17 protein-coding genes are annotated in these 21,025 nt (G+C 42.7%); 3 read left to right on the forward strand and 14 right to left on the reverse strand.

Features of this window, described 5'->3' with window-relative positions; all coding sequences use genetic code 11:
* Positions 1-36: 36 nt before the first annotated feature.
* Positions 37-783, reverse strand: coding sequence for a lysophospholipid acyltransferase family protein (locus SM122_RS03895; protein ID WP_003006324.1), 747 nt, complete (start codon positions 781-783; stop codon positions 37-39).
* Between the two features lie 175 nt (positions 784-958).
* Between SM122_RS03895 and SM122_RS03900 the strand changes: the two genes are divergently transcribed.
* The 3 genes from SM122_RS03900 (at position 959) to SM122_RS03910 (ending at position 4,532) form a co-directional block, all read left to right on the forward strand.
* The gene (locus tag SM122_RS03900; protein WP_155168913.1) at positions 959-3,298 is read left to right on the forward strand and encodes a cation-translocating P-type ATPase; all 2,340 of its coding nucleotides are present in this window, start codon (positions 959-961) and stop codon (positions 3,296-3,298) included.
* Between the two features lie 234 nt (positions 3,299-3,532).
* Positions 3,533-4,279 (forward strand): tRNA1(Val) (adenine(37)-N6)-methyltransferase, encoded by a 747-nt coding sequence (locus SM122_RS03905; RefSeq protein WP_021152863.1) that lies wholly within the window; start codon positions 3,533-3,535, stop codon positions 4,277-4,279.
* Positions 4,269-4,532, forward strand: coding sequence for a GIY-YIG nuclease family protein (locus SM122_RS03910; protein WP_049472126.1), 264 nt, complete (start codon positions 4,269-4,271; stop codon positions 4,530-4,532). Before SM122_RS03905 ends, SM122_RS03910 begins: the two co-directional genes overlap by 11 nt.
* 16 nt (positions 4,533-4,548) lie before the next feature.
* Here the strand turns inward: SM122_RS03910 and SM122_RS03915 are convergent, their stop codons facing one another.
* The 13 genes from SM122_RS03915 to pbp2b form a co-directional block, all read right to left on the reverse strand.
* Positions 4,549-5,442: an aldose 1-epimerase family protein gene (locus tag SM122_RS03915; protein ID WP_070595120.1), complete on the reverse strand. Its 894-nt coding sequence runs from the start codon at positions 5,440-5,442 to the stop codon at positions 4,549-4,551.
* A 353-nt stretch (positions 5,443-5,795) separates the two neighbouring features.
* Entirely contained in the window at positions 5,796-7,367 is a 1,572-nt protein-coding gene (locus SM122_RS03920) for a DEAD/DEAH box helicase (protein WP_324737813.1), read from the reverse strand.
* 788 nt (positions 7,368-8,155) lie between these two features.
* Positions 8,156-9,064 (reverse strand): magnesium transporter CorA family protein, encoded by a 909-nt coding sequence (locus SM122_RS03925; protein WP_003006305.1) that lies wholly within the window; start codon positions 9,062-9,064, stop codon positions 8,156-8,158.
* A gap of 41 nt (positions 9,065-9,105) precedes the next feature.
* A complete protein-coding gene (locus SM122_RS03930; protein ID WP_004219989.1) occupies positions 9,106-9,486 on the reverse strand; it encodes a PH domain-containing protein in 381 nt (126 codons plus the stop codon).
* 78 nt (positions 9,487-9,564) lie between these two features.
* On the reverse strand, positions 9,565-11,112 hold the full coding sequence (locus SM122_RS03935) for a peptide chain release factor 3 (protein ID WP_070450462.1): 1,548 nt from the start codon (positions 11,110-11,112) through the stop codon (positions 9,565-9,567).
* 185 nt (positions 11,113-11,297) lie between these two features.
* A complete protein-coding gene (locus SM122_RS03940) occupies positions 11,298-13,223 on the reverse strand; it encodes a DUF2207 domain-containing protein (protein WP_324737814.1) in 1,926 nt (641 codons plus the stop codon).
* 58 nt (positions 13,224-13,281) lie between these two features.
* Positions 13,282-13,962 (reverse strand): YwaF family protein, encoded by a 681-nt coding sequence (locus SM122_RS03945; protein ID WP_031577114.1) that lies wholly within the window; start codon positions 13,960-13,962, stop codon positions 13,282-13,284.
* Positions 13,963-13,975: 13 nt separating this feature from the next.
* On the reverse strand, positions 13,976-14,662 hold the full coding sequence (locus SM122_RS03950) for a YwaF family protein (protein ID WP_031577112.1): 687 nt from the start codon (positions 14,660-14,662) through the stop codon (positions 13,976-13,978).
* A 28-nt stretch (positions 14,663-14,690) separates the two neighbouring features.
* Positions 14,691-15,386: a YwaF family protein gene (locus SM122_RS03955; RefSeq protein ID WP_031577111.1), complete on the reverse strand. Its 696-nt coding sequence runs from the start codon at positions 15,384-15,386 to the stop codon at positions 14,691-14,693.
* A gap of 56 nt (positions 15,387-15,442) precedes the next feature.
* Entirely contained in the window at positions 15,443-16,810 is a 1,368-nt protein-coding gene (locus SM122_RS03960) for a UDP-N-acetylmuramoyl-tripeptide--D-alanyl-D-alanine ligase (protein ID WP_150905685.1), read from the reverse strand.
* Positions 16,811-17,087: 277 nt separating this feature from the next.
* The gene (locus SM122_RS03965; RefSeq protein WP_150905683.1) at positions 17,088-18,134 is read right to left on the reverse strand and encodes a D-alanine--D-alanine ligase; all 1,047 of its coding nucleotides are present in this window, start codon (positions 18,132-18,134) and stop codon (positions 17,088-17,090) included.
* A gap of 76 nt (positions 18,135-18,210) precedes the next feature.
* Positions 18,211-18,807: a recombination mediator RecR gene (gene recR / locus SM122_RS03970; RefSeq protein ID WP_021152853.1), complete on the reverse strand. Its 597-nt coding sequence runs from the start codon at positions 18,805-18,807 to the stop codon at positions 18,211-18,213.
* Positions 18,808-18,817: 10 nt separating this feature from the next.
* On the reverse strand, positions 18,818-20,869 hold the full coding sequence (gene pbp2b, locus SM122_RS03975) for a penicillin-binding protein PBP2B (RefSeq protein WP_195189684.1): 2,052 nt from the start codon (positions 20,867-20,869) through the stop codon (positions 18,818-18,820).
* Positions 20,870-21,025: the final 156 nt, after the last annotated feature.

Here is a 21,025-nt window from a genome sequence, read left to right on the forward strand (position 1 = left end):
AAAAATAAAAAAAACTGAGAAAAACTCTCAGTTTTTTTACTTGTTTTTCCGATGTTTGTCTGGATCCCATACAAAGCTTGCTAGGTAACTAAAGAGCAAGGTCAAGATGCCAACGACTAAGACAAGGGGAATCAAAAGGATTTTTAACAAACGAATCAAGATAAACGGTTTTGTTGGGGTGTTGATCGCTTGCGCTTCCGCATCCAAACGGTCAAACTCCTCTTGGATACGGCGGGCAACTTCTGCCACTCCTTCGTCATTCATCTTTTTAATATCCGAAATATCAATGGGATGTCCAAAGTTCATATCAATGCGTTCACCCGTTGCCAACCCTTTCAAGTCTCTTGGACCAGTATAAGTCACTGGCATGATACGGACCTTCGCCATTTTGGCAATGATGGCAACACCGCCTTTTACGTCTTGAGAATGACGGCTTCCACTTGGAAACATAATCAAGGAACGGTTGCTCTTTTTCAGCATATTGACAGGATACTTAATGGCTTCTGCTCCCGGATTTTCACGGTCGATCGGAAATGCCCCACACATGCGAATCCACCAGCCAAAAATACGATTGGTGAAGAGTTCTTTTTTCGCCATAAAGATAAATTGCTTTGGCTTGGTTGCAAAGGCCATATAGACCGGATCCCACCAAGTCCGGTGAGGGGATACCAGGATGTAGTTCTCTTCCCGATCTGGAATATTGTCCTTATGATGGTAATGGGCATTCCCATTTAAAACCCACAGAATAAAGGCAACAAGGCCACGTAAATAGGTATAAAACATAGTTGTTCCTCAAATCCATTTCATTCGTCTCTCTACAAGATATTCCATCCTGTAAAAGGGTCTTTCTTATTATACCGTATCCTGATTTTGACCGCAAACCTTTTTTAGATAAAAAATGTCTCAGCGGACCGATTCTAGATAGTCTTTTTCTCAAAAAAATGATATCATATTGTCTATGGAAACGAATGAATTAAAGGGGTTATCCCTCAGTGAAGTCCGCAAGAAAATGGATCGCGGACAAACCAATGATTTTACAACGAATACAAGTACCAGTACCTGGCAAATCATCAAGCGCAACGTCTTCACCTTGTTTAATACCTTAAACTTTGTGATTGCCGTAGCCTTGGCTGCTGTACAGGCCTGGAGCAATATGATCTTTTTCGCGGTTATTTGCTTCAATGCCATTACAGGAATCATGACCGAGATGCGCGCCAAGCGGATGATTGATAAACTCAATCTCATGAGTCGTGAGCTGGTGACTGTCATTCGAGACGGGGAAAAAGATGCGATTCCACCAGAGAAGCTTGTCCTAGGTGATCTAATGCTTCTGTCTTCGGGTGAGCAGATCCCTAGTGATGCCGAAGTCATGTCTGGTATCGCTGAAGCCAATGAAGCTATGCTGACTGGTGAGAGTGATCTGGTCTTAAAAGAAGTTGGCGATGAACTGCTTTCTGGTAGTTATATTGCCAGTGGTCAAGTCTATGCCCGTGTCAAGCGAGTTGGAGCAAACAACTATGCCAACAAACTGATGATGGAAGCTAAAACCCTGAAGCCTATCAATTCGCGTATTCTTTATAACTTAGCGAAAATTTCTAGCTTCACTGGTAAAATTATCATCCCATTTGGCCTTGCCCTCTTCTTTGAAGCATTGTTGATCAAGATGCTGCCGATCAAGGATTCTGTCGTGAATTCTTCAACAGCTCTCCTGGGAATGTTGCCAAAAGGAATCGCCCTTCTGACAGTTACGTCTCTCTTGACTGCTGTCATTAAGCTCGGCATGCGCAAGGTACTTGTTCAAGAAATGTATTCCGTGGAAACTCTCGCACGTGTGGATACCTTGTGTCTAGATAAGACCGGTACCATCACTCAAGGGAAGATGACAGTCGAATCTCTCCATAGCTTATCGGATCATTTTTCTGAGGAAACCATCAAAGTTATCCTTTCAGCTTACATGCAATATAGCGAGGACACCAATCCTACTGCTCAAGCTATTCGCAAGGCTTATGGGGAGTTGGAGCATGCTTATACTGCGGAAAACATTATTCCTTTCTCAAGTGATCGGAAATGGGGAGCCATGCACCTCTCCAATCTTGGCACCGTCTTTCTCGGTGCTCCTGAAATGCTCCTTAAAGAAAATCCCGCTGCTGTCGTCGAAGCACAAGCTCGTGGATCGCGCGTGCTCGTCTTGGCTCACAGTTCAGAACTGATCAGCATGCAGGAATTGAAACTGCCTGAAAATCTTGAAGGGATTGCGGTTATTGAGATTACAGACCCCATTCGTGAAGGGGCTTCAGATACTCTTGAGTATTTGCGCTCTCAAGGAGTGGATCTCAAAATCATCTCTGGTGACAACCCTGTGACGGTCTCTTATATCGCTCAACAAGCTGGCTTCAAAAATTATGAGAACTACGTCGATTGTTCAAAAATTTCTGATGATCAATTAGTGGATCAAGCAGAAGAAACAGCTATCTTTGGGCGCGTGTCTCCTCACCAGAAAAAACTACTTATCCAAACCTTGAAAGCTGCTGGTCGGATAACTGCTATGACAGGAGATGGGGTCAATGATATCCTTGCTCTTCGCGAAGCAGACTGCTCCATCGTGATGGCTGAGGGAGATCCCGCAACTCGTCAAATTGCCAATATTGTTCTTTTAAACTCTGACTTTAATGACGTTCCAGAAATTCTTTTTGAAGGCCGTCGTGTGGTCAATAACATTGGACGAATCGCTCCAATCTTCTTTATCAAAACGATCTATTCCTTCCTCTTGGCTATCATCTGTATTGCCAGTGCTCTCTTCTTTAACGTCAACTATTTGCTGATTTTCCCTTTCATTCCTATTCAAATCACCCTGATCGACCAATTCGTCGAAGGAATCCCACCATTTGTGTTGACCTTTGAACGCAATATCAAACCGGTTGAAAAACACTTCTTGAGACGTTCCCTTCTGTTAGCCTTACCAAGCGCCTTGATGGTCGTCTTTAGTGTCTTGTTTATTCACCTTTGGGGAGCAAGCCATGGTTGGTCTGCAGCCGATATGTCTACTGTATCCTACTACTTACTTGGCTCCATCGGTTTCCTATCCGTTATCCGTGCTTGCCTGCCGCTAAATATCTGGCGGGCTCTCCTCATCCTCTTCTCTGTAGTAGGATTCTACACATCTGCGGTCGTGTTAAAAAACTTGATCGAGATTTCCCTCCTTACAGCCACTACTTTCCCAGTTTATCTGGCATTGATGGCTATCTTTACAGGAGTCTTTATCCTCACTACGATTCTCCAAAAATATGAATTTGATTGAAAAAAGAGAGTGGGACAGAAATCGGTAATTCGTTAGAATTCGATTTCGTCGTCCCACCTCCGCACAGTTGAGTAGGGCTGTAAAAGCTGATGAAATCAGCGTAGTAGAGCCCACTCAACCACTGCGTCTTGCTCGACAATCCAAAAATAATTGAGAGGCTAGGACTTTTGTCCCAGCCTCTTTTTATGTTTTATCGATCTTTCCCCAAGCTTCTTTTCATGCTATAATAGAGCCATGACAGATATCGAATTAAAAGACGGCGAGCGCGTCAATCAACTTTTTTCAAGTGATGTGAAAATTATACAAAATCGGGAAGTCTTTAGTTATTCCGTGGATAGCGTCCTCCTCTCGCGCTTTCCAAAATTGCCCAAGCGGGGCTTGATCGTAGATCTCTGCGCTGGAAATGGGGCCGTGGGACTTTTTGCGAGTACTCGTACAGAGGCCCAGATCATTGGTGTCGAAATACAGGAACGTCTAGCGGATATGGCAACCCGCTCCATTGCTCTCAATGGCTTGAACCAGCAAATGTCCATGATCACCGATGATCTCAAGCATTTGCCTCAACATATCAAGGGGAGTAAGGTGGATATCATCCTCTGCAATCCTCCTTATTTCAAGGTGGATGAGCATTCCAATCTCAATGAGAGTGAACACTACCTCTTAGCTCGACATGAAATTACCACCAACTTAGATGAGATTTGCCATGTGGCCCAGCGGGTTCTCAAATCAAATGGTCGCTTAGCAATGGTCCATCGTCCAGATCGCTTTTTAGATATCATCGAAACCATGAAACGATACAATCTTGCACCTAAGCGGATCCAGTTTGTCTACCCCAAAGTGACTAAAGAGGCGAATATGTTATTGATTGAGGCGATCAAGGATGGCTCACTGGATGGTTTAAAAATTCTTCCTCCTCTCTTTATTCACAATGAAGATGGCAGCTATACAGACGAGATTCATGAGATCTACTATGGAAACTAAGGCTTACATGTATGTTTTAGAGTGTGCGGATGGCTCTCTCTACACTGGCTATACCACGGATGTCGAAAAACGCCTGAAGACTCACAATGCTGGAAAAGGGGCCAAATACACACGGGCTCGCCTCCCCGTTAAACTTCTTTACAAAGAATCCTATCCAGATAAACCCTCTGCGATGTCTGCCGAAGCTCTCTTTAAAAAGAAATCGCGCCAGGCAAAACTAAACTATATCAAAAAGAACCGTCGGACTCCATAGTCCAACGGTTTTTCATTTACAAAATGGTGATACGGTACTGATGACTCCGTGTCTCTTGAGGGTCCAACTGGATCACACCTTTTTTGTCTTCGAAGAAATCGCCCTCTTCTGCAGATGTGGAAATACCTGTCCAAGGCTCTAAGGCAATGAAGGGGCCCTTGTTATTGGTAGACCAAAGGACCAGATTTTCAAAATCTGCAAAATCAAATTCCAAACCTTTACCTGATTTTTTCGAGATAAGCTTCACAGATTTAGAGGTTAACTGATCTAAAATAATGGCATCTTTTTCAAATAGTTCATGTCGCAAAGGTAGGCTACGCTTATGATCGAAAAATGGCGTCCGCTGCAGGCGATCGACCAATCCAGTTTCTGTGAACAAGAGAGGGACGCTGCAGGTTTCTTCTTTTTCAAAAATCAACTCGTAGTCTTCATAGTCTTCATCTGCTAAAAGGGGACAATGAAAAGCTGGATGCCCTCCAATGAAATAAGGCATGACTTGATCAGACTCTAGATTTTGTACACGATAGGTGATGGTGATTTCTTTCCCTTGTAGTTCATAAACGATTTCAACTCGAAAATGGTAGGGATAATTTTGCAGGCTCTCTTCGTTAGAGGTGATTTCAAAGACAAGACGATGGTCTGTTTGTTCTTTAAGTTCAAACTCTCTCTTCCTAATGAGACCGTGTCTTGGCAGCTGACCTGTCTTCACTCCATCTTTTAGATGATACTGTACTTGGCCATTACGAACGCTTCCGCAAATTGGAAACAAAACAGGCGCTTGTCCCGACCAATACTCCGGATCCCCTTGCCAGAGATATTCTAAGCCTTCTTTATTACGAATGGAGCTCAATTCCCCTCCAAATGTCTTACATTGTACTTCTAGATCATCGTTTTTTAATGCAATCACCATGGACGCCACCTCTTTATGATTAATATAGTTATTATATTCATTATAACCTTTTAGCTAAGATTGTCAATTTTTATCTTTTTCGTTAAAAATTTTTAAAAATATAAGAAAAAAACCTTGACAAAGCTTAGAAATAATTGTAAACTTAATATGTTAACAGAAACATTCCGTTTTAGGAATCCGTTCTTTCTGTTTTCTGACTTTTTTAGGATGCTCCTTATCATGATACATTTTTTCTAAAAGAGTCAGTTATCATTTAGGTCTCCTTATAAATATACAAGGGTTAACAGCTAGTTAACCCTTGTATTTTTGATTTTCATTAAAAAGACGGCCTATTGCTAGACCGTTCTTAGGACTTATTTATCCCCTTTATTGCGGATGACAAATCCATTTTTCTTTTCACTTGACGTACGATGAGGACGTTTGTTGCCTTTGCCTTCAAAGTCCCGGCTGTTTTTATTGGACTTGCGTTTGAAATCACGTCGTCCACCTTCACGGTCATCTCTGCGATTTCGATCACGGCGTTGGTCTCCACGACGGCCATTTCCACGGCCACCTTTGCCTTTTCCACCAACGCCACCACCGGATGGTTTAAATGGCAATGGTTTTTCACGCGCAATCTCAACTTCTGGAAGACTATCTGGATCTTGAACGGTCAAGCTCAAGATATACATAGCCAATTCTTCAGGAGTGAATTCTGCAGCCAATTTGCGAGCATCCTTACCAAACTTCTCAAAGTTCGTTCGGATTTTTTCATCCTCAAAGTCTCGCTCAATTTTCTTCAGTGCTACTTGTTTTTTCGCTTGGAAGGCTTCTTCTGCTGTTGCAGGTTTCATTCCCTTCATCCGCTTTTTAGTCAAGTTCTCAATGATTTGCAAATAGCCCATTTCATTTGGCGAAACAAAGGTAATGGATTGCCCTGTTTTCCCAGCACGACCTGTCCGTCCGATCCGGTGAACATAGCTTTCTGGATCTTGTGGAATATCGTAGTTGTAGACATGAGTCACACCTGAAATATCCAAACCACGTGCCGCAACGTCCGTTGCCACCAAGACGTCCAAGTTCCCATTTTTAAAGTCACGAAGTACACGAAGACGTTTGTTTTGATCCAAATCTCCGTGAATCCCTTCTGCTCGGAAACCACGGATCTTCAAGCCACGCGTCAATTCATCGACCCGGCGTTTAGTCCGACCAAAGACAATGGCAAGCTCCGGTTGCTCGACATCCATCAATCGAGTCATGGTATCAAACTTTTCGCCTTCTTTGACACGAATATAGTATTGATCGACCAAGTCAGTTGTCAATTCTTTGGCTGCGATCTTAACGTGTTCTGGCTCTTTCATAAACTGAACACCAATGCGTTTGATGGCTTCTGGCATCGTTGCTGAAAAGAGCAAAGTTTGACGTGTTTCTGGAACACGGCTAATGATAGCTTCGATATCTTCCAAAAAGCCCATATTGAGCATTTCATCTGCTTCATCCAAGATCAAGGTTTCAATATGATCGAGTTTCAAGGCCTTGCGCTTGATCAAATCTAGCAAGCGTCCAGGGGTTCCCACAACGATATGAGCACCTGACTTCAAGGCTTTGATTTGCTTTTCGATGCTTGATCCACCATAGACAGAGCGGACTTTGACACCCTTGCTGCGTCCAAAACGGAAGAGTTCTTCCTGACTTTGAACCGCCAACTCACGTGTCGGGGCAATAACAAGGGCTTGGATTACTGTGTTATCAACATCAATCTTCTCCAAAGTTGGAAGACCAAAAGCAGCCGTTTTACCGGTCCCTGTTTGTGCCTGACCAATGACATCTTTTCCTTCAAGGGCCAAAGGAATGGTTTGTTCCTGGATGGGGCTCGCTTCTACAAAGCCAGCTTTTTCAATTTCTGCTAATAATTCAGCAGATAAGTTAAATTCATTGAATTTCAATTCTTTCTTCTTTCTAAAAAGTGGTGCGAAGCCACTTTATCACACTTCTTTTCAATGCGAAAACGCACTGATTGCATAGGAAGTCTCCTTCCCGGTTACCTGTCGCAAGACTCATCTAAAGGAAAACCCAATCGTTTTTTTATGGAATTCCCTTCTGCGAAAAATGTTTTCGCACTAGCGGATTTGGTTGATTAAAGTCGTTTTCCAAACGAAAAGACACCAAGATCCTCCTTGTGGGAGATTGACCAACATTCCTTTTCTAATTGTTCCATCTCACCAGCATTTCTCTCATACAAGTTTGCAACTTATCTAGTATAACACAATGGACGACCAAATGATAGTCAAAGGAGAATAATTTTATTTTTTAGGAAAAATTTTTAAAAACTTGAAAATAGTCAAGAGGGCAGTTTCCCCTAGATTTAGCTGACTTTCTTCTGACACCGTTCAAGAATCCCTTTAAATAGGAGTATAAAAACTTCGGAAAAACTTTTTTTGGTAGTTCTTGCGTTTTTACAAATAAATATGTATAATACAGTTAGTATCTAAAATATTTCTGTATAAAGAAATAGGATCATTTTATCTGATTCAACGATTTATTCTAAGTTCTGATTTATTTAGAACCACTCAGTACTATTAAATCTACTCCTACTATTTCCAAGAAGATTTTGTACAGTCAATGAACTATTCACACTGCCCCTTCTTTGGAGAGGAGGGCAGGTGTCTAGATGGTTCCTATTTCTCAGATTATTCTAGATACGAAGAGGCTCGGATTTCTCCAAGCCTCTTTTTTATCTTTGTTTCACAATCCACCGCATAACCTTTCCCAAAATGAGCCATAATATAAAGCTACATACGGATACATAAATCCAAGCATTGGGATCCTTTGTCATCGGAAGAGGGATATTCATTCCAAAGAAACCGGTGATAACGGCTAAAACCGCCAACAAGGCTTCAAAGATGGTTAGGGTTGTCAAGTTGTCATTCAAGTTGTTGTTTAGGATATTGTTGTAAGATCCTGACAACTGTTGCAAGACATTGGAAATCAACTCAGTCATCGAAGCCAACTGACGCGCTTCGATCATGGCATCATCAAACTGCTCTTTTTCAACATCATTCATCCTGCGATAAATGGCATGCGCTTTAATATGTTCTAGCAACATCCGATTCTGCTTGGCTGCTGCGACCAGATACACCATACCGGTCTCAAGGTCAGACAGGGCATAAAGATTCTTGGTCGTCGTTGTCTTTCGAAGCAAACGATTGAGTTCATCCTTGTGCTTATCTAAGCGATCAATAATCGGATAATAAGCATTACTGATCATTTCAAGACCTGCAAAAAGCAACTTATAGATCGACAACTCCCCATGGCTTTCCAAATAGCGAACCATTTGTTCAATGATATAGGCATTGTCCTGGTTACTGATGGTCACGAGTCGCGTATCTTGAACGATAAAGGTCATAGGGATGGTTTCGTAGTATTCCTTGTCCTTTTCTAAATCCAATACATTGTAGATAAATGTGATCGTACCGTTTTCTCGATTATAATCCATATGGGCACGTTCGTTCTTATCCATCGCGTACTCAATGGTTTCTTTGTCAATCTCGTATTTTTTATAAAGATATGAGTTTTCAGCAATCATATCCGAGTCGATATTGATCCATTTCCGATCTTGACCCAATTGTTTTTCGATAAACATTCCGTCTCCTTTCTCAACTGTTCTCTATCAAAATGATATTTTTATTTAAAAACTGCACTGGCTAATGCTTGCTGGATTTCAATGACGCTGCTGTCACTCTTGAATTGTAAAACTTCTGAAGGCTCGACTGCAGAAGAGACCCAGATTTTTAATTCGGCATCCAAATCAAAATGACCAGAAGTTTCTACTGAAAATCGAGAGATAGAGCGATAAGGAAGGGATTTGTAGGACGTTTTCTTCCCTGTTACTCCTTGCTTATCCACCAAGATCAAACGAAACTCTGTAAAGACGATTAAATCACGAATCAAGCTAAAAGCAAGTGTGACTTGCTCTCCCGGCACCAAGATATCTTCCAGATCTCTTTCTACCTTATCGACATTTTTTTGAGAGGCATTGCCCATCAAACCACTTAATAATCCCATCATTTCTCCTTTATAAGCGAAAACGGATAGATTTTCGTTTTCTTATTTTTTTGTTATGGATCAGTTTTGAAAAATTCCTTACCCCATCTTTTCTTCCAGCTCAACGTCTGGATACTTATCCGCAAACCAGCGGAGGGCAAAGTCGTTTTCAAAGAGGAAGACAGGTTGGTCAAAGCGGTCCTTCGCCAAGATATTTCGGCTTGAAGACATGCGCTCATCTAAGTCTTCTGGTTTGATCCAGCGAACTGTCTTTTTACCCATTGGGCTCATGACCACTTCGGCATTGTATTCATTTTCCATCCGGTGCTTAAAGACTTCAAACTGCAATTGACCAACGGCACCAAGCATGTATTCACCTGTTTGGTAGTTGGTATAGAGCTGAATAGCTCCTTCTTGCACCAATTGCTCAATCCCTTTGTGGAAGGATTTTTGCTTCATGACGTTCTTGGCTGACACTTTCATGAAGATTTCAGGCGTAAAGGTTGGCAGTGGTTCAAATTCAAACTTGTTTTTGCCCACTGTCAAAGTATCTCCAACCTGATAAGTACCGGTATCGTAAACCCCGATGATGTCTCCTGCTACAGCATTGCTGACATTTTCACGGCTTTCGGCCATAAATTGAGTCACGTTAGATAACTTAGCACCCTTACCAGTACGAGGCAGGTTGACGCTCATCCCACGCTCAAATTCGCCAGATACGATCCGCACAAAGGCGATCCGGTCGCGGTGACGAGGGTCCATATTGGCTTGGATTTTAAAGACAAAGCCTGAGAAATCCTTATCATAAGGATCGACAAGTTCGCCATCTGTCTTCTTGTGGCCGTGTGGCTCCGGAGCAAACTTGAGGAAGGTTTCCAAGAAAGTCTGTACTCCAAAATTGGTTAAGGCTGAGCCGAAGAAGACGGGAGTCAATTCACCCGCAAGGATGGCTTCTTCTGAAAAGTCATTTCCTGCTTCTTGCAAGAGTTCGATATCGTCTTTTACTTGCTCGTAGAAAGGGTTGTTGGCAAAAAGCTTGTCTCCGTCTTCTAGACTAGCAAAACGCTCGTCTCCTTTATAGAGTTCCAAACGTTGGTTATAAAGGTCATAGAGTCCCTCAAAGGCTTTCCCCATCCCAATCGGCCAGTTCATTGGGTAACTGGCGATTCCCAAGACTTCTTCTAATTCTTGTAAGAGGTCCAGTGGCTCACGACCGTCACGGTCCAGCTTATTCATAAAAGTGAAGACTGGAATGCCACGGTGTTTCACAACCTCAAACAATTTCTTGGTTTGAGCTTCAATCCCTTTGGCAGAGTCTACCACCATGACGGCAGCGTCCACCGCCATCAAGGTCCGATAAGTATCTTCTGAGAAGTCCTCGTGCCCTGGCGTATCAAGGATATTGACCCGTTTGCCATCATAGTCGAACTGCATAACAGATGAGGTTACCGAAATCCCACGTTGCTTCTCGATATCCATCCAGTCAGATTTAGCAAAGTTTCCTGTTTTCTTCCCTTTGACAGTACCGGCTTCCCGAATCTCTCCCCCAAAGTAGAGCAACTGCTCTGTAATCGTCGTTTTACCAGCATCCGGGTGGGAGATAATGGCAAAGGTACGGCGTTTTTTAATTTCTTCTTGTACGTTCATGTTCCTAATTCTTTCTCTTTTTATTTTCTGATAAATTTACAAATCCATCTCTACATCGGATTTCTCCTCAATTTCTCTATCTGTCCTATTATAGCGAAAATAGGCACTTTTTTCAACGATGATTCTTCTTTGAGAGCAAAAAGAAAGACCAAAATCCGTAGATTCTAGTCTTCTTTTCACGGCAATCAAAAGGCACCAAATCCTCCGCCACCGCCACCATCAGAGAAGCCACCGCCGTCAAAGCCGCCACTGCCATCTGAAGAGTTAATAGAGAAGCTTGAAACACTATAGGAATCATCTGCATAGTTCATCAAGGTAGAGCCGTCTAGGAAGGTATTTGGGGAGGTTGTTAGCCAAAGAACAGTATCCCAGTCTTCATATGGTAAGGAAATCTGATGATTTTGGAGTACCTGGCTCACTTTTTTTGCTTGGCCATACATGGTTGCATAGACTAAGATGCGATTCCATAGGATGACACTCTCAAGTTCTGCTTGGTTGAAATTTGGAATACTTTCGATCATATTTCGAAAGGCCATCCATTGGAATTGTGAATCCAAGTTCTCTAAGGATTGTAGATGATCTTCACGGATTTTCACAACAATATAAAATGGAATGAATAACAAAACCAAAAGTAAAATAATCCAAAAATAGAAGGAAGATAGGTGTGATCCAAATCCAAGAGATAAGAAACACATGCTCACAAATAAGATCAGTAAGAGCCAAAAATGTAAGGCGCAGCCTGTTTTAGAAAAAGCTTCTTCTTTTTCAGATAAGTCTCTAAAATAAGAAGGCAATCCTAATTTTGCAATTTCCTTTTCTACCCCTTTTGACAATTGCTGGGCATCCTTTTTTAAAAGCGATTGAACGGCACTTCCGACTTTTCGAATACGGTCTCGTTGTGTGTCTGATTTAGCAGCTCGAAAATCTTTTTTTAAGGCTGCTTTGTCGATTTTATACCTTGAAAATACTTCACTGATATTGATTTCAGATTCTTGATCAAAGATCATTTCAATAAACTTCAATTCAAAATCAGCCAAACCTTCATAATGGAGACAGGTCAAGGTTTCCCCATTTTCATCCCTAGTCAAACGAAGATTTCCCCGGTCAATGAGATCTAAAATGCTTGCTTGAATGAGATGATTAAATGTTAATGGTCCTTTCTCTCTAGATATCACCATCCGTTCAAAATCAAGTTGATACAGTGCCTTAGCTAGGACAAGAGGAGGTAAATTCTGTGGTGGTTCGTATAATCGTACTCCTTTTGCAATCCGACGAGTTCTGGTACTGATAAAATACCGGATCCATGGAATGAAAGCGAGGATAAATAAAAGAATCGATACAATTGGTACAACCTTAAGTAGAAGGGTCCGATAGAGGAACGTTTTTTGTTCAATGGATTTCTCTTTTTTGAGAAATTTCTCTTTTCCATTTCCCTTGTTAATCTCATTTGCTTGGTCTTGACGCAGGGCTTCTGTCATTGGCCAATAGGCATGCAGTTCGAGCTTTCCATTTTTTGGAAAATCCTTTGTCCAAATATGATAACCAGTTTCAGTCCGTTCGACTTGGGCTGGTGGATTAAAGTAACCAGTATGGGCATACAGTTTTCCCTGCTTAGCATCCAAGCCATCCACATAAAAGTCTAATTTCGCGACTTTCTCATCTCCATCTGAAATAGGAAACCAGTTCAATTCTGCACTATCCTTGTAGAAAGTCAAGAGATGATCAATCTTCCATTTCACTTTGATCTTGACCGTGCCACCGACGATACGGGCATTGTATATTTTTAATTGACGGCCATCTTCCAGGTCTGTTTCCTCTACACGAATCTCTCGTTTTTCCCCATCCACATAGGCTTCCACCTCAGGATTACGATGAATCTTAAACCCTTTTGGAAGAGGATCTGCGCTTCCTAGAGTCACATATTGACCATGATAGCCTGTCTGAAACTGATAGGTGATCTCTTGTGTAAATGTTGCCTGGCTATCTTCCTGCAATTGGAGGTGTCCTACATAGGATTCAATCGAATAGCGAACTTCTTCATCCGCATGTGCTGTCGTTATTGTACAAAACAAACTCCAAACGAGGGAGATCATTAGCAAGAAACGCTTCATATATTCTCCTTTGATATAAAACAGGGTTGAGACAGAGATGCCCCAACCTTTATACTGGTTATTTTCTCACTTTTACCCGCTCACTTCTACGATTGAAGATCTGATTAAAGAGTAATAAAGCAAGGGCTAAAATACTAGATACAACCAGGTAGTTGAGCCAGACTTTATCCCCTCTCATAATCGGAGGGCGGGCCATCAAACCATAATTACCTCCCGTCAATTGATTGACTCCAACCAGAAATAAATCTAAAACAAAGGTATAGAGAACAATCTGACTATTTTTTAAGAGGTTTCGATCATACCATCTCAAGAGATAAATCAAGGAATTGATCAGGAGACAGTAATGTCCGAGGAGGAAAGAAAAGCTCGTAATATGAGGGAAAGTGTAGGGGTCAAAGACTGGATAGCCCAAAGCAAAGATGGCTCCACTCACTCCCATCAAGGCAAAGAACTGTTTGCTTTTCCATCTGTCTGGTAAAAACAAGACCGCAAACATAGCCAAGCGACAGTGATAAAAAGGCAGGCTATTGGACCAAGGAATGTGGTAGGCAAAATACCAAAGATACAAGCAAATTAACTGGAAGCCTTGTAAGTATTGAAAGCATTTGCGAAATTGCTCATTCTGATAATAGCGAAGTGACATCATGATCGCTGTCACAATTAACAAGACCATCACACTATACCAAAGTGCTGAGATTGCTGGTGGTGCTGTTGATTCTGTGGTAAAAAAATGATGCATAAAGTCTCCTTATTTAAACAGATTCAGGTATTCTTCTTTTCTTACTGTACTGAACGATAGTATTGATGAGGATCAGTGTCCCCGTCATTAGGACTGTCACGATCAAATAGTTGAGCACAAGGCCATGGTCACCTATGACAGGTGGTCGACGCAGAAAGCCATAGTTTCCGCCCGTTACAAGGTTGGCTAGAACAATAATGGCATTGACTCCAAACGTCATCTGACAGATCTTCCAAACAGCCCCTTCTTCCACCTGGTAGGATTGAACCAGATAGATTAGACAGTTGGCCAAGAGGGCCCAGTGACCAAAGACATTGTTGATCGAGGAAACGTGAGGAAAAGGGTAGGGATAAAAAACAGGATGAACCAAGGCCATAATGGAGCCAAAGACTCCCACGAGGGCAAAATATTGCTTGAAGCTTCCCTTGGGGGCCAAAAGAATAATCCACATAGCCATCCGGCTATGATAGAAGGGAAGACTCTCTGAAAAAGGCAAGCGAGCTGCTAAATACCAAGAGTTGATAATGAGCAACTGGATCAACTGTCCCCAATACCAAAAGGTTTGGTAGCTTTTGGAGTGAGCAAATCGAACGGACAGAACTCCCACTACTACCAAAGAAGTAGGCAATAAGAAATACCAGACCCCCAATTGAGGAGGGGATGTTGGTTGACTAGTGAAAAATAAGTCCCAAAGTGCCATGATTTCTTTCCCTCATCTACTCTTTTTTCTATTCCGAACGCGAAACGACAGTCTCTTCAACCATCTTGTATTTGTAGCGCTGGTTGACCAAGCAAATACCAGCCACCATCACGATGCTGACCAAGAGGTAGTTCAAGAGAGCACCGTGGTCTCCAATGATTGGTGGACGTCGTAAGAAGCCGTAATCTCCTCTGGTCAAAAGATTGACCAAAAAGATGACTGCATTCATACCAAAGGTGATCTTAACAATCCGTAAGGTGTCCTGTTTTTCCGACTGATAAAACTCCTGCAGGTAAATCAAACTATTGGCAAACAAGGCCCAGTGACTAAAAATCAGGTTGAGTACAGTAATATGGGGGAATGGGAAGGGGTCAAAGGCCGGATAAACCAAAGCCGCAATGGATCCTAGAACACCCAACAAGGCAAAATATTGCTTGATATAGGTCCCTCTAGGAGCAAAGAGGATCGCAAGCATAGCCAAGCGACAATGATAAAAAGGTAAATTGTCTGTCAAAGGCATGTGGGCTAGAATATACCAAGCATTGATGGTTAAGACTTGAATCAATTGTGCCCAATACCAAAAGCGTTGGTAGCTTTTAGACTGTGCATATTTGATGGAAAAATAGCCAACCACCAACAAGGAAGCTGGTAGGAAAACATACCAGAGTCCAAACTCAGGCGGGGCTGATTTTTGGTTCGTAAACAATAAATCCCAAAGTGTCATTTTTCTATTCCTTTAGTTTATAGTAGCCTATTTTTGTATAACTTCCTTCACATTTGCTAGGCTTTTTCTAATTCCTCTACCAATTTGGCTAGATTCATGGAATTGCTTCCCTTGATGAGGATTTGGTCCTGCTCTTTTAAGCTTTCCTTGACTTGTTTGACCAGGTCCTCAAATTGATCTTCCTCAGCGGTCTTTTTGAAATAATAGACATGTCCGAGTGGGAACATCTGACTCGCTAATTGAGCCAAGCCCGCAATGTCTTGCCCATAGAAAATAACGGTATCCAAGACATCCGGTGAGAGGCTGAGGATCATTTGGTTGTGTAGATTTACAGATTGCTCCCCTAGTTCTTTCATATCTGCAAGTACGGCTAATTTTCGGCCATTTGGATTCGCAGGAATAGTCGAGAAAGTTTCTAAAATCAAGCGCATAGCCGTCGGATTAGCATTGTAGACATCGGATAGGATATCCGCTCCGTTACTGGCCTTCTTCCATTCTGTCCGGTTGCGCGTTAATTGCAAGGTTTCAAAACTATCACGAATCGCAGCTTCACTCACTCCTTCTTTCAAGGCAACATAAGCTGCAATCATAGCATTGGTCGCATTGTATTTTCCTGTTACTGGAAGATCGATCGCTTCTTCTAAGAAATTAGCTCGGAAAGTTAAGCTATCCTTTCGCTCGATTAACTCGGTAATAAAAATCTCCTCATCTGGCCCAAAGCGAACGACTGTTTGATTTTCAGGGAGGTAGGCATTGACGATCGGATCAGCTGGAACTACCAGAAGACCGCCTTCTGGCATCCCATCCGCAATCTGGAGTTTTCCTTTTGCGATCTCACTTCGATCTTTGAAGAATTCCAAATGGGCTTCCCCAATCAAGGTGACAATAGCAGCTTTTGGATGCGCCAGTTCTGACAAGAGATGGATATCTCCTAGATGGTCTTGCCCCATTTCAAGGACCAGTTTGTCCGTCCCTTCTGGCATATGCAAAACCGTATAAGGAAGACCAATTTCGTTATTATAGTTTCCTTGTGTTTTATAGGTCAGGTAGGTGGTGGACAAAAGCTGTGCCAACATATCTTTTGTGGTGGTTTTACCATTTGACCCCGTCACTGCAAAAACATCTACTTTTGTCTTTTGAAGATAGGCTGCAGCAAGTGTTTGAAAAGCGCTCAGCACATCTTCCACCAAAATATAAGGGTGGCCTTCTACCACTTTCTCTGAAAAAGTGGCTACGGCTCCATTTTCAAAAGCAGTCTCAATAAAGTCATGACCATCACGCGCTCCCTTTAAAGGAACAAACAGGTCTCCAGGCCCAATCAATCGGCTGTCAAATTCCGGCTTGACGAGGGCCACATCTTCAAATTGGCTGATATCATTTTTTGCGTGTACTAGATGAGCAACTTCATGTAATGTGAGATTCATATCCGACTCCTCAGTTCTCCGTAGCGTCTTCCCCAAAGGTCTAAACGCTCGTTTCAAATTCTTCTCATTATACCATATTCTAGACCACAAAAAAAGTGGCTGGGACAGAAGTCCTAGCCTCTTGATTGTTTTTGGATTGTCGAGCAAGACGCAGTAGTTGAGTGGGCTCTACTACGCTGATTTTATCAGCTTTTACAGCCCTACTTAACTGTGCGGAGGTGGGACGACGAAATCGAATTCTAACGAATTACCGATTTCTGTCCCACTCTCTCTTTTCTTACAACAAATGCGCTTCGTGTTTTTGGAAGACTTCTTTTCCAAGCTCTACTAACTTGGTGATCAAATCTGTATAGTTGAGTCCCATATTGTCCCAAAGCAGAGGATACATAGACCATTGGGTAAATCCTGGCATGGTATTGAGTTCGTTTAAGAAGATCTCTCCTTTATCGGTATAGAAGAAATCACAACGCGCTAAACCTAGACCACCGATTGCACGAAAGGCTTTTTCTGCGTTGGTCCGCATGGTTTTCACAACCTCAGGGTCCAATTGAGCTGGAATCGCCATGGTAATTTTGTTGTCGATGTATTTGGCATCATAATCATAGAAGGCCACATCTTTCACAACTTCACCTGGCAAGGTACTCTTCACATCATAGTTTCCAAGCAGTCCAACTTCGATCTCACGCGCATTGACTCCTTGCTCTACCAAGACACGGCTATCGTATTTGAAGGCCAATTCGAGAGCAGTCCGAAGCTCTGTTTGGTTTTCAGATTTTGAAATCCCAACACTAGAGCCCATATTGGATGGTTTGGTAAAGACAGGATAAGAGAGAGTCGCTTCAATTGTAGCAATTTTCTCATCCACGTCATCGCCTTCCACTACAGCTACATAAGGAACTTGAGGAATTCCAGCAGACTCCAAGACCCGTTTGGTCGTGATCTTGTCCATCGCAACACTGGAAGCTAGGATGCCACAGCCGACATAAGGCATCTTCAAGACTTCTAAGAAGCCTTGAATGGAACCATCTTCTCCCATTGGTCCATGAAGAACTGGAAAGACTACTGCTCCTTCCTTGTAAATCGCAGATGGTGCCACTTTTTTAGACCAGTCCACTGTCTCATTGGTCATCAATTTCTCATCATCCGCTGGTTTCTCTTCAAAAGCTTGCGTCTGGATGAAATCTCCTGACTGCGTAATAAAGTAGGTTTGAACCGAAAATGCTTGGTAATCAATCGCGCGCATCACGCTTTCTGCTGAAAGAACAGATACTTCACGTTCTGCACTACGTCCACCATATAACAGGATTAAGTCTTGTTTACTCATAGTTTCTCCCTAATTGTTCCCTTGATTTCTTACTTGATAGTATACCACAATGACAGCCCTTTCGAAAGAACTTCTCTTATAATTCTGTCCGATTTTCGATCGCGCGAAGAAGGGTCACTTCGTCCGCATACTCGATATCGGCTCCAACTGCTAGCCCCCGTGCCAAACGGGTCACTTTGATGCCTGCTGGTTTGAGCACGCGTGAGATATACATAGAAGTCGCTTCCCCGTCTGCCGTCGCATTGGTCGCAACAATGACCTCAGTAACTGTTCCATCCATCAAGCGACTGAGCAAACTCTTGAGATTGATATCATCGGGTCCCACGCCATTCATGGGTGAGATCAAGCCATGCAAGACATGATAGCGACCGTGGTATTCCTGGATATTTTCCATAGCAGAGACATCCCGGCTATCTTCTACAACAAGAATGAGGGATGGATCCCGCGTTTCATCTCGACAAATCTCGCAGGTTTCTTCATCAGTCAAATTGCCACAAATACTGCAATACCCTAGCTCACGCTTGGCATTTAGTAAGTTCTTGGCAAATTCATTAACATCATCATCTGACATGCCAATAGTGTAAAAAGCAAGACGGGTCGCTGTTTTGATCCCAATTCCTGGCAACTTGGAATAGCTGTCAATTAATTTTGCAATAGGTGCTGGATAAAGCATAGTTTCCTTTCTAATTCATGGGGTGTTTCTGATTGTATAAGTTAATAATGTCACGCGTAATGGAATGACTAACTGTCGCCTGTAGATTGGTATTATGTGGAAAGACCACCGCTACCGCAATCTTTGGATTATTCGATGGTGCATACGCCACCACATTAGTATTAATGGCTTGTTTGCCCCCATCGACAGTGGTTTCAGCTGTACCAGTCTTTGCACTGATGGGCACACTGGCCCCACGACCAACGGTTTTTCCTGTCGTCAACCCACTCGTACCATTGGCCACTTGGTAAAACCCTTGCTTGATCAAAGCCATGTTCTCCGCTGAGATATGGACTTGATTGAGCTCCTTGGCTTCGATCGCTTTTTTCAACTGACCGAGGCCACCTTGATCATTATTGTCATAGATGCCTTCGACGACATGAGGACTCACCCGCTTCCCATCATTTGCAACGGTTGCCGCATACTGAGCCAATTGCATAGGGGTGTAGTTGTCAAACTGGCCAAAGGCATTGGTCAAATAATTACCGACTGTATACTCTTTCGGGATAAAACCGGTCGATTCATTGGGAAGGTCAATCCCCGTTGACGTTCCAAGACCGTACTCTGCAAAAGTAGAACGGAGTTTTTTCATAGCAGGGTCCACTTGATCTACTTGTAAGGTCATATTTGGAGTGTAGGGTTGCCCCATCATCTTAAGAGCAATTTGAACCATGTAGGTATTGGAAGAATATTCCAAAGCTTCTACTGCATTGATGGAGCGACTGCCATATTGGGTAAACCAAGAGTTAATCGGCGTTGATCCTGCAAAAACAATGGGCTGATCGGTCAGTACTTGATTGCCGGAAATGGCACCATTTTCCCATCCTGAAGTCAAGGTTGCTCCTTTAACGACCGATCCTGGGACGAAAACATTGGTGACTGTTCCCAAAGCATCGGTTGATAAATCTTGACTACCAGCCTGGTGTTTGATCCCTGCCATGGCAAGGACTTTCCCTGTATCAGGCTCAAGGGCTACAGCATAGACACCTTCGGAGTAGGTCGCATTTCCAGCTTGCAACTCTGCGCTAAAGGCAGAGCGGAGAATATCTTCCACCCCTTTTTGGAAATCCAAGTCAATCGAGAGCTTGAGGTTTTCCCCCTTAGCTCCTTTTGAAATGTCTACCACTTTATCCATATTGCCATTTTTATCCAGGAGAATTTCTTTTTCACTGCGTTTTCCTTGAAGGACGTTTTCGTATTCCTTTTCGAGATAAGAGGTTCCAACCCGGTCATTGAGGGCATAACCTTTTTTGACATAGTCCTCGACTTCTTCTGCTGGAAGTCCTGCCTGCTCAGTCGAAACCGTTCCGATGATAGAAGCTAAAGGAGTATCCAAAACCTTGCGGTCCCAGCTGGTCGTGATCGCAATTCCAGGAAGGTCCTGACTGTCAGCCGCGATGGTCGCAATCTGCTCAGCTCCTAGTGCTTGCGTCGAAATAATCCCCGTCGCAAAATTCTCCACAGCATTCATCTGGCTATAGAGATAAATAATCTTTTTCTCATCATCCGTATAGCCGAGTTTTGAAGGGTCGATACTATCCACTGCCGCTTGATAAATCTTGGCTTCCGGCAGGCGGTTGCCATCGGTATCAAATTTCTTTTTCTCAGGCAGGTGTTCCACGACCTCTTGGTAGACCTTGGTATTGGCTAGATAGTAATCCACTTCTTGCCGTTCGGTTACTTGAGGATTTTCTACATCGACATACTGCAAGAGTTTTCCAGCTGTCTCTCGCATTTCTTGGGCCGTCATTTTACGATCCCGAGTAAAGGTCAAGACTTGTTTTCCCACATTTTCCACCAAGGGCTTACCAGAAGCATCATAAATTTGCCCTCGCACACTCCCTTGTTTGACCGTCTTTTTGGTAGCTTTTGCCAATTTATCCGTATAGTAGGCTTGGTGAGAGATCTGCATATAGCCAAGTCGGGTAATCAGAACCAAAAAAAGAAGGCAAATCAAACTAAACAGCAGATAGAGTCTGCGTGTGATCGAATGATTCTCAAACTTCCGTATTTTCTTCTTCATGAAATGTTCTATCCTTCTTTTCTAATCAACACTTACCTTCCATTTTACTATTTTTCCAAGAGTATCTCAAGAAAAGGAAGAGACCTTTCCTGGAATTTTATAAGGAAAAAAGAGAGTGGGACAGAAATCGGTAATTCGTTAGAATTCGATTTCGTC

Origin of the sequence: Streptococcus gingivalis, from assembly GCF_035544715.1 — a bacterium.
GTDB lineage: Bacteria > Bacillota > Bacilli > Lactobacillales > Streptococcaceae > Streptococcus > Streptococcus gingivalis.

What these genes read in the sequence shown, in the direction of transcription:
- SM122_RS03895 (WP_003006324.1), bottom strand. Translation starts at nt 783, where the DNA reads ATGTTTTATACCTATTTACGTGGCCTTGTTGCCTTTATTCTGTGGGTT.
- SM122_RS03900 (WP_155168913.1), top strand. Translation starts at nt 959, where the DNA reads ATGGAAACGAATGAATTAAAGGGGTTATCCCTCAGTGAAGTCCGCAAG.
- SM122_RS03905 (WP_021152863.1), top strand. Translation starts at nt 3,533, where the DNA reads ATGACAGATATCGAATTAAAAGACGGCGAGCGCGTCAATCAACTTTTT.
- SM122_RS03910 (WP_049472126.1), top strand. Translation starts at nt 4,269, where the DNA reads ATGGAAACTAAGGCTTACATGTATGTTTTAGAGTGTGCGGATGGCTCT.
- SM122_RS03915 (WP_070595120.1), bottom strand. Translation starts at nt 5,442, where the DNA reads ATGGTGATTGCATTAAAAAACGATGATCTAGAAGTACAATGTAAGACA.
- SM122_RS03925 (WP_003006305.1), bottom strand. Translation starts at nt 9,064, where the DNA reads ATGTTTATCGAAAAACAATTGGGTCAAGATCGGAAATGGATCAATATC.
- SM122_RS03930 (WP_004219989.1), bottom strand. Translation starts at nt 9,486, where the DNA reads ATGGGATTATTAAGTGGTTTGATGGGCAATGCCTCTCAAAAAAATGTC.
- SM122_RS03935 (WP_070450462.1), bottom strand. Translation starts at nt 11,112, where the DNA reads ATGAACGTACAAGAAGAAATTAAAAAACGCCGTACCTTTGCCATTATC.
- SM122_RS03940 (WP_324737814.1), bottom strand. Translation starts at nt 13,223, where the DNA reads ATGAAGCGTTTCTTGCTAATGATCTCCCTCGTTTGGAGTTTGTTTTGT.
- SM122_RS03945 (WP_031577114.1), bottom strand. Translation starts at nt 13,962, where the DNA reads ATGCATCATTTTTTTACCACAGAATCAACAGCACCACCAGCAATCTCA.
- SM122_RS03950 (WP_031577112.1), bottom strand. Translation starts at nt 14,662, where the DNA reads ATGGCACTTTGGGACTTATTTTTCACTAGTCAACCAACATCCCCTCCT.
- SM122_RS03955 (WP_031577111.1), bottom strand. Translation starts at nt 15,386, where the DNA reads ATGACACTTTGGGATTTATTGTTTACGAACCAAAAATCAGCCCCGCCT.
- SM122_RS03960 (WP_150905685.1), bottom strand. Translation starts at nt 16,810, where the DNA reads ATGAATCTCACATTACATGAAGTTGCTCATCTAGTACACGCAAAAAAT.
- SM122_RS03965 (WP_150905683.1), bottom strand. Translation starts at nt 18,134, where the DNA reads ATGAGTAAACAAGACTTAATCCTGTTATATGGTGGACGTAGTGCAGAA.
- recR (WP_021152853.1), bottom strand. Translation starts at nt 18,807, where the DNA reads ATGCTTTATCCAGCACCTATTGCAAAATTAATTGACAGCTATTCCAAG.
- pbp2b (WP_195189684.1), bottom strand. Translation starts at nt 20,869, where the DNA reads ATGAAGAAGAAAATACGGAAGTTTGAGAATCATTCGATCACACGCAGA.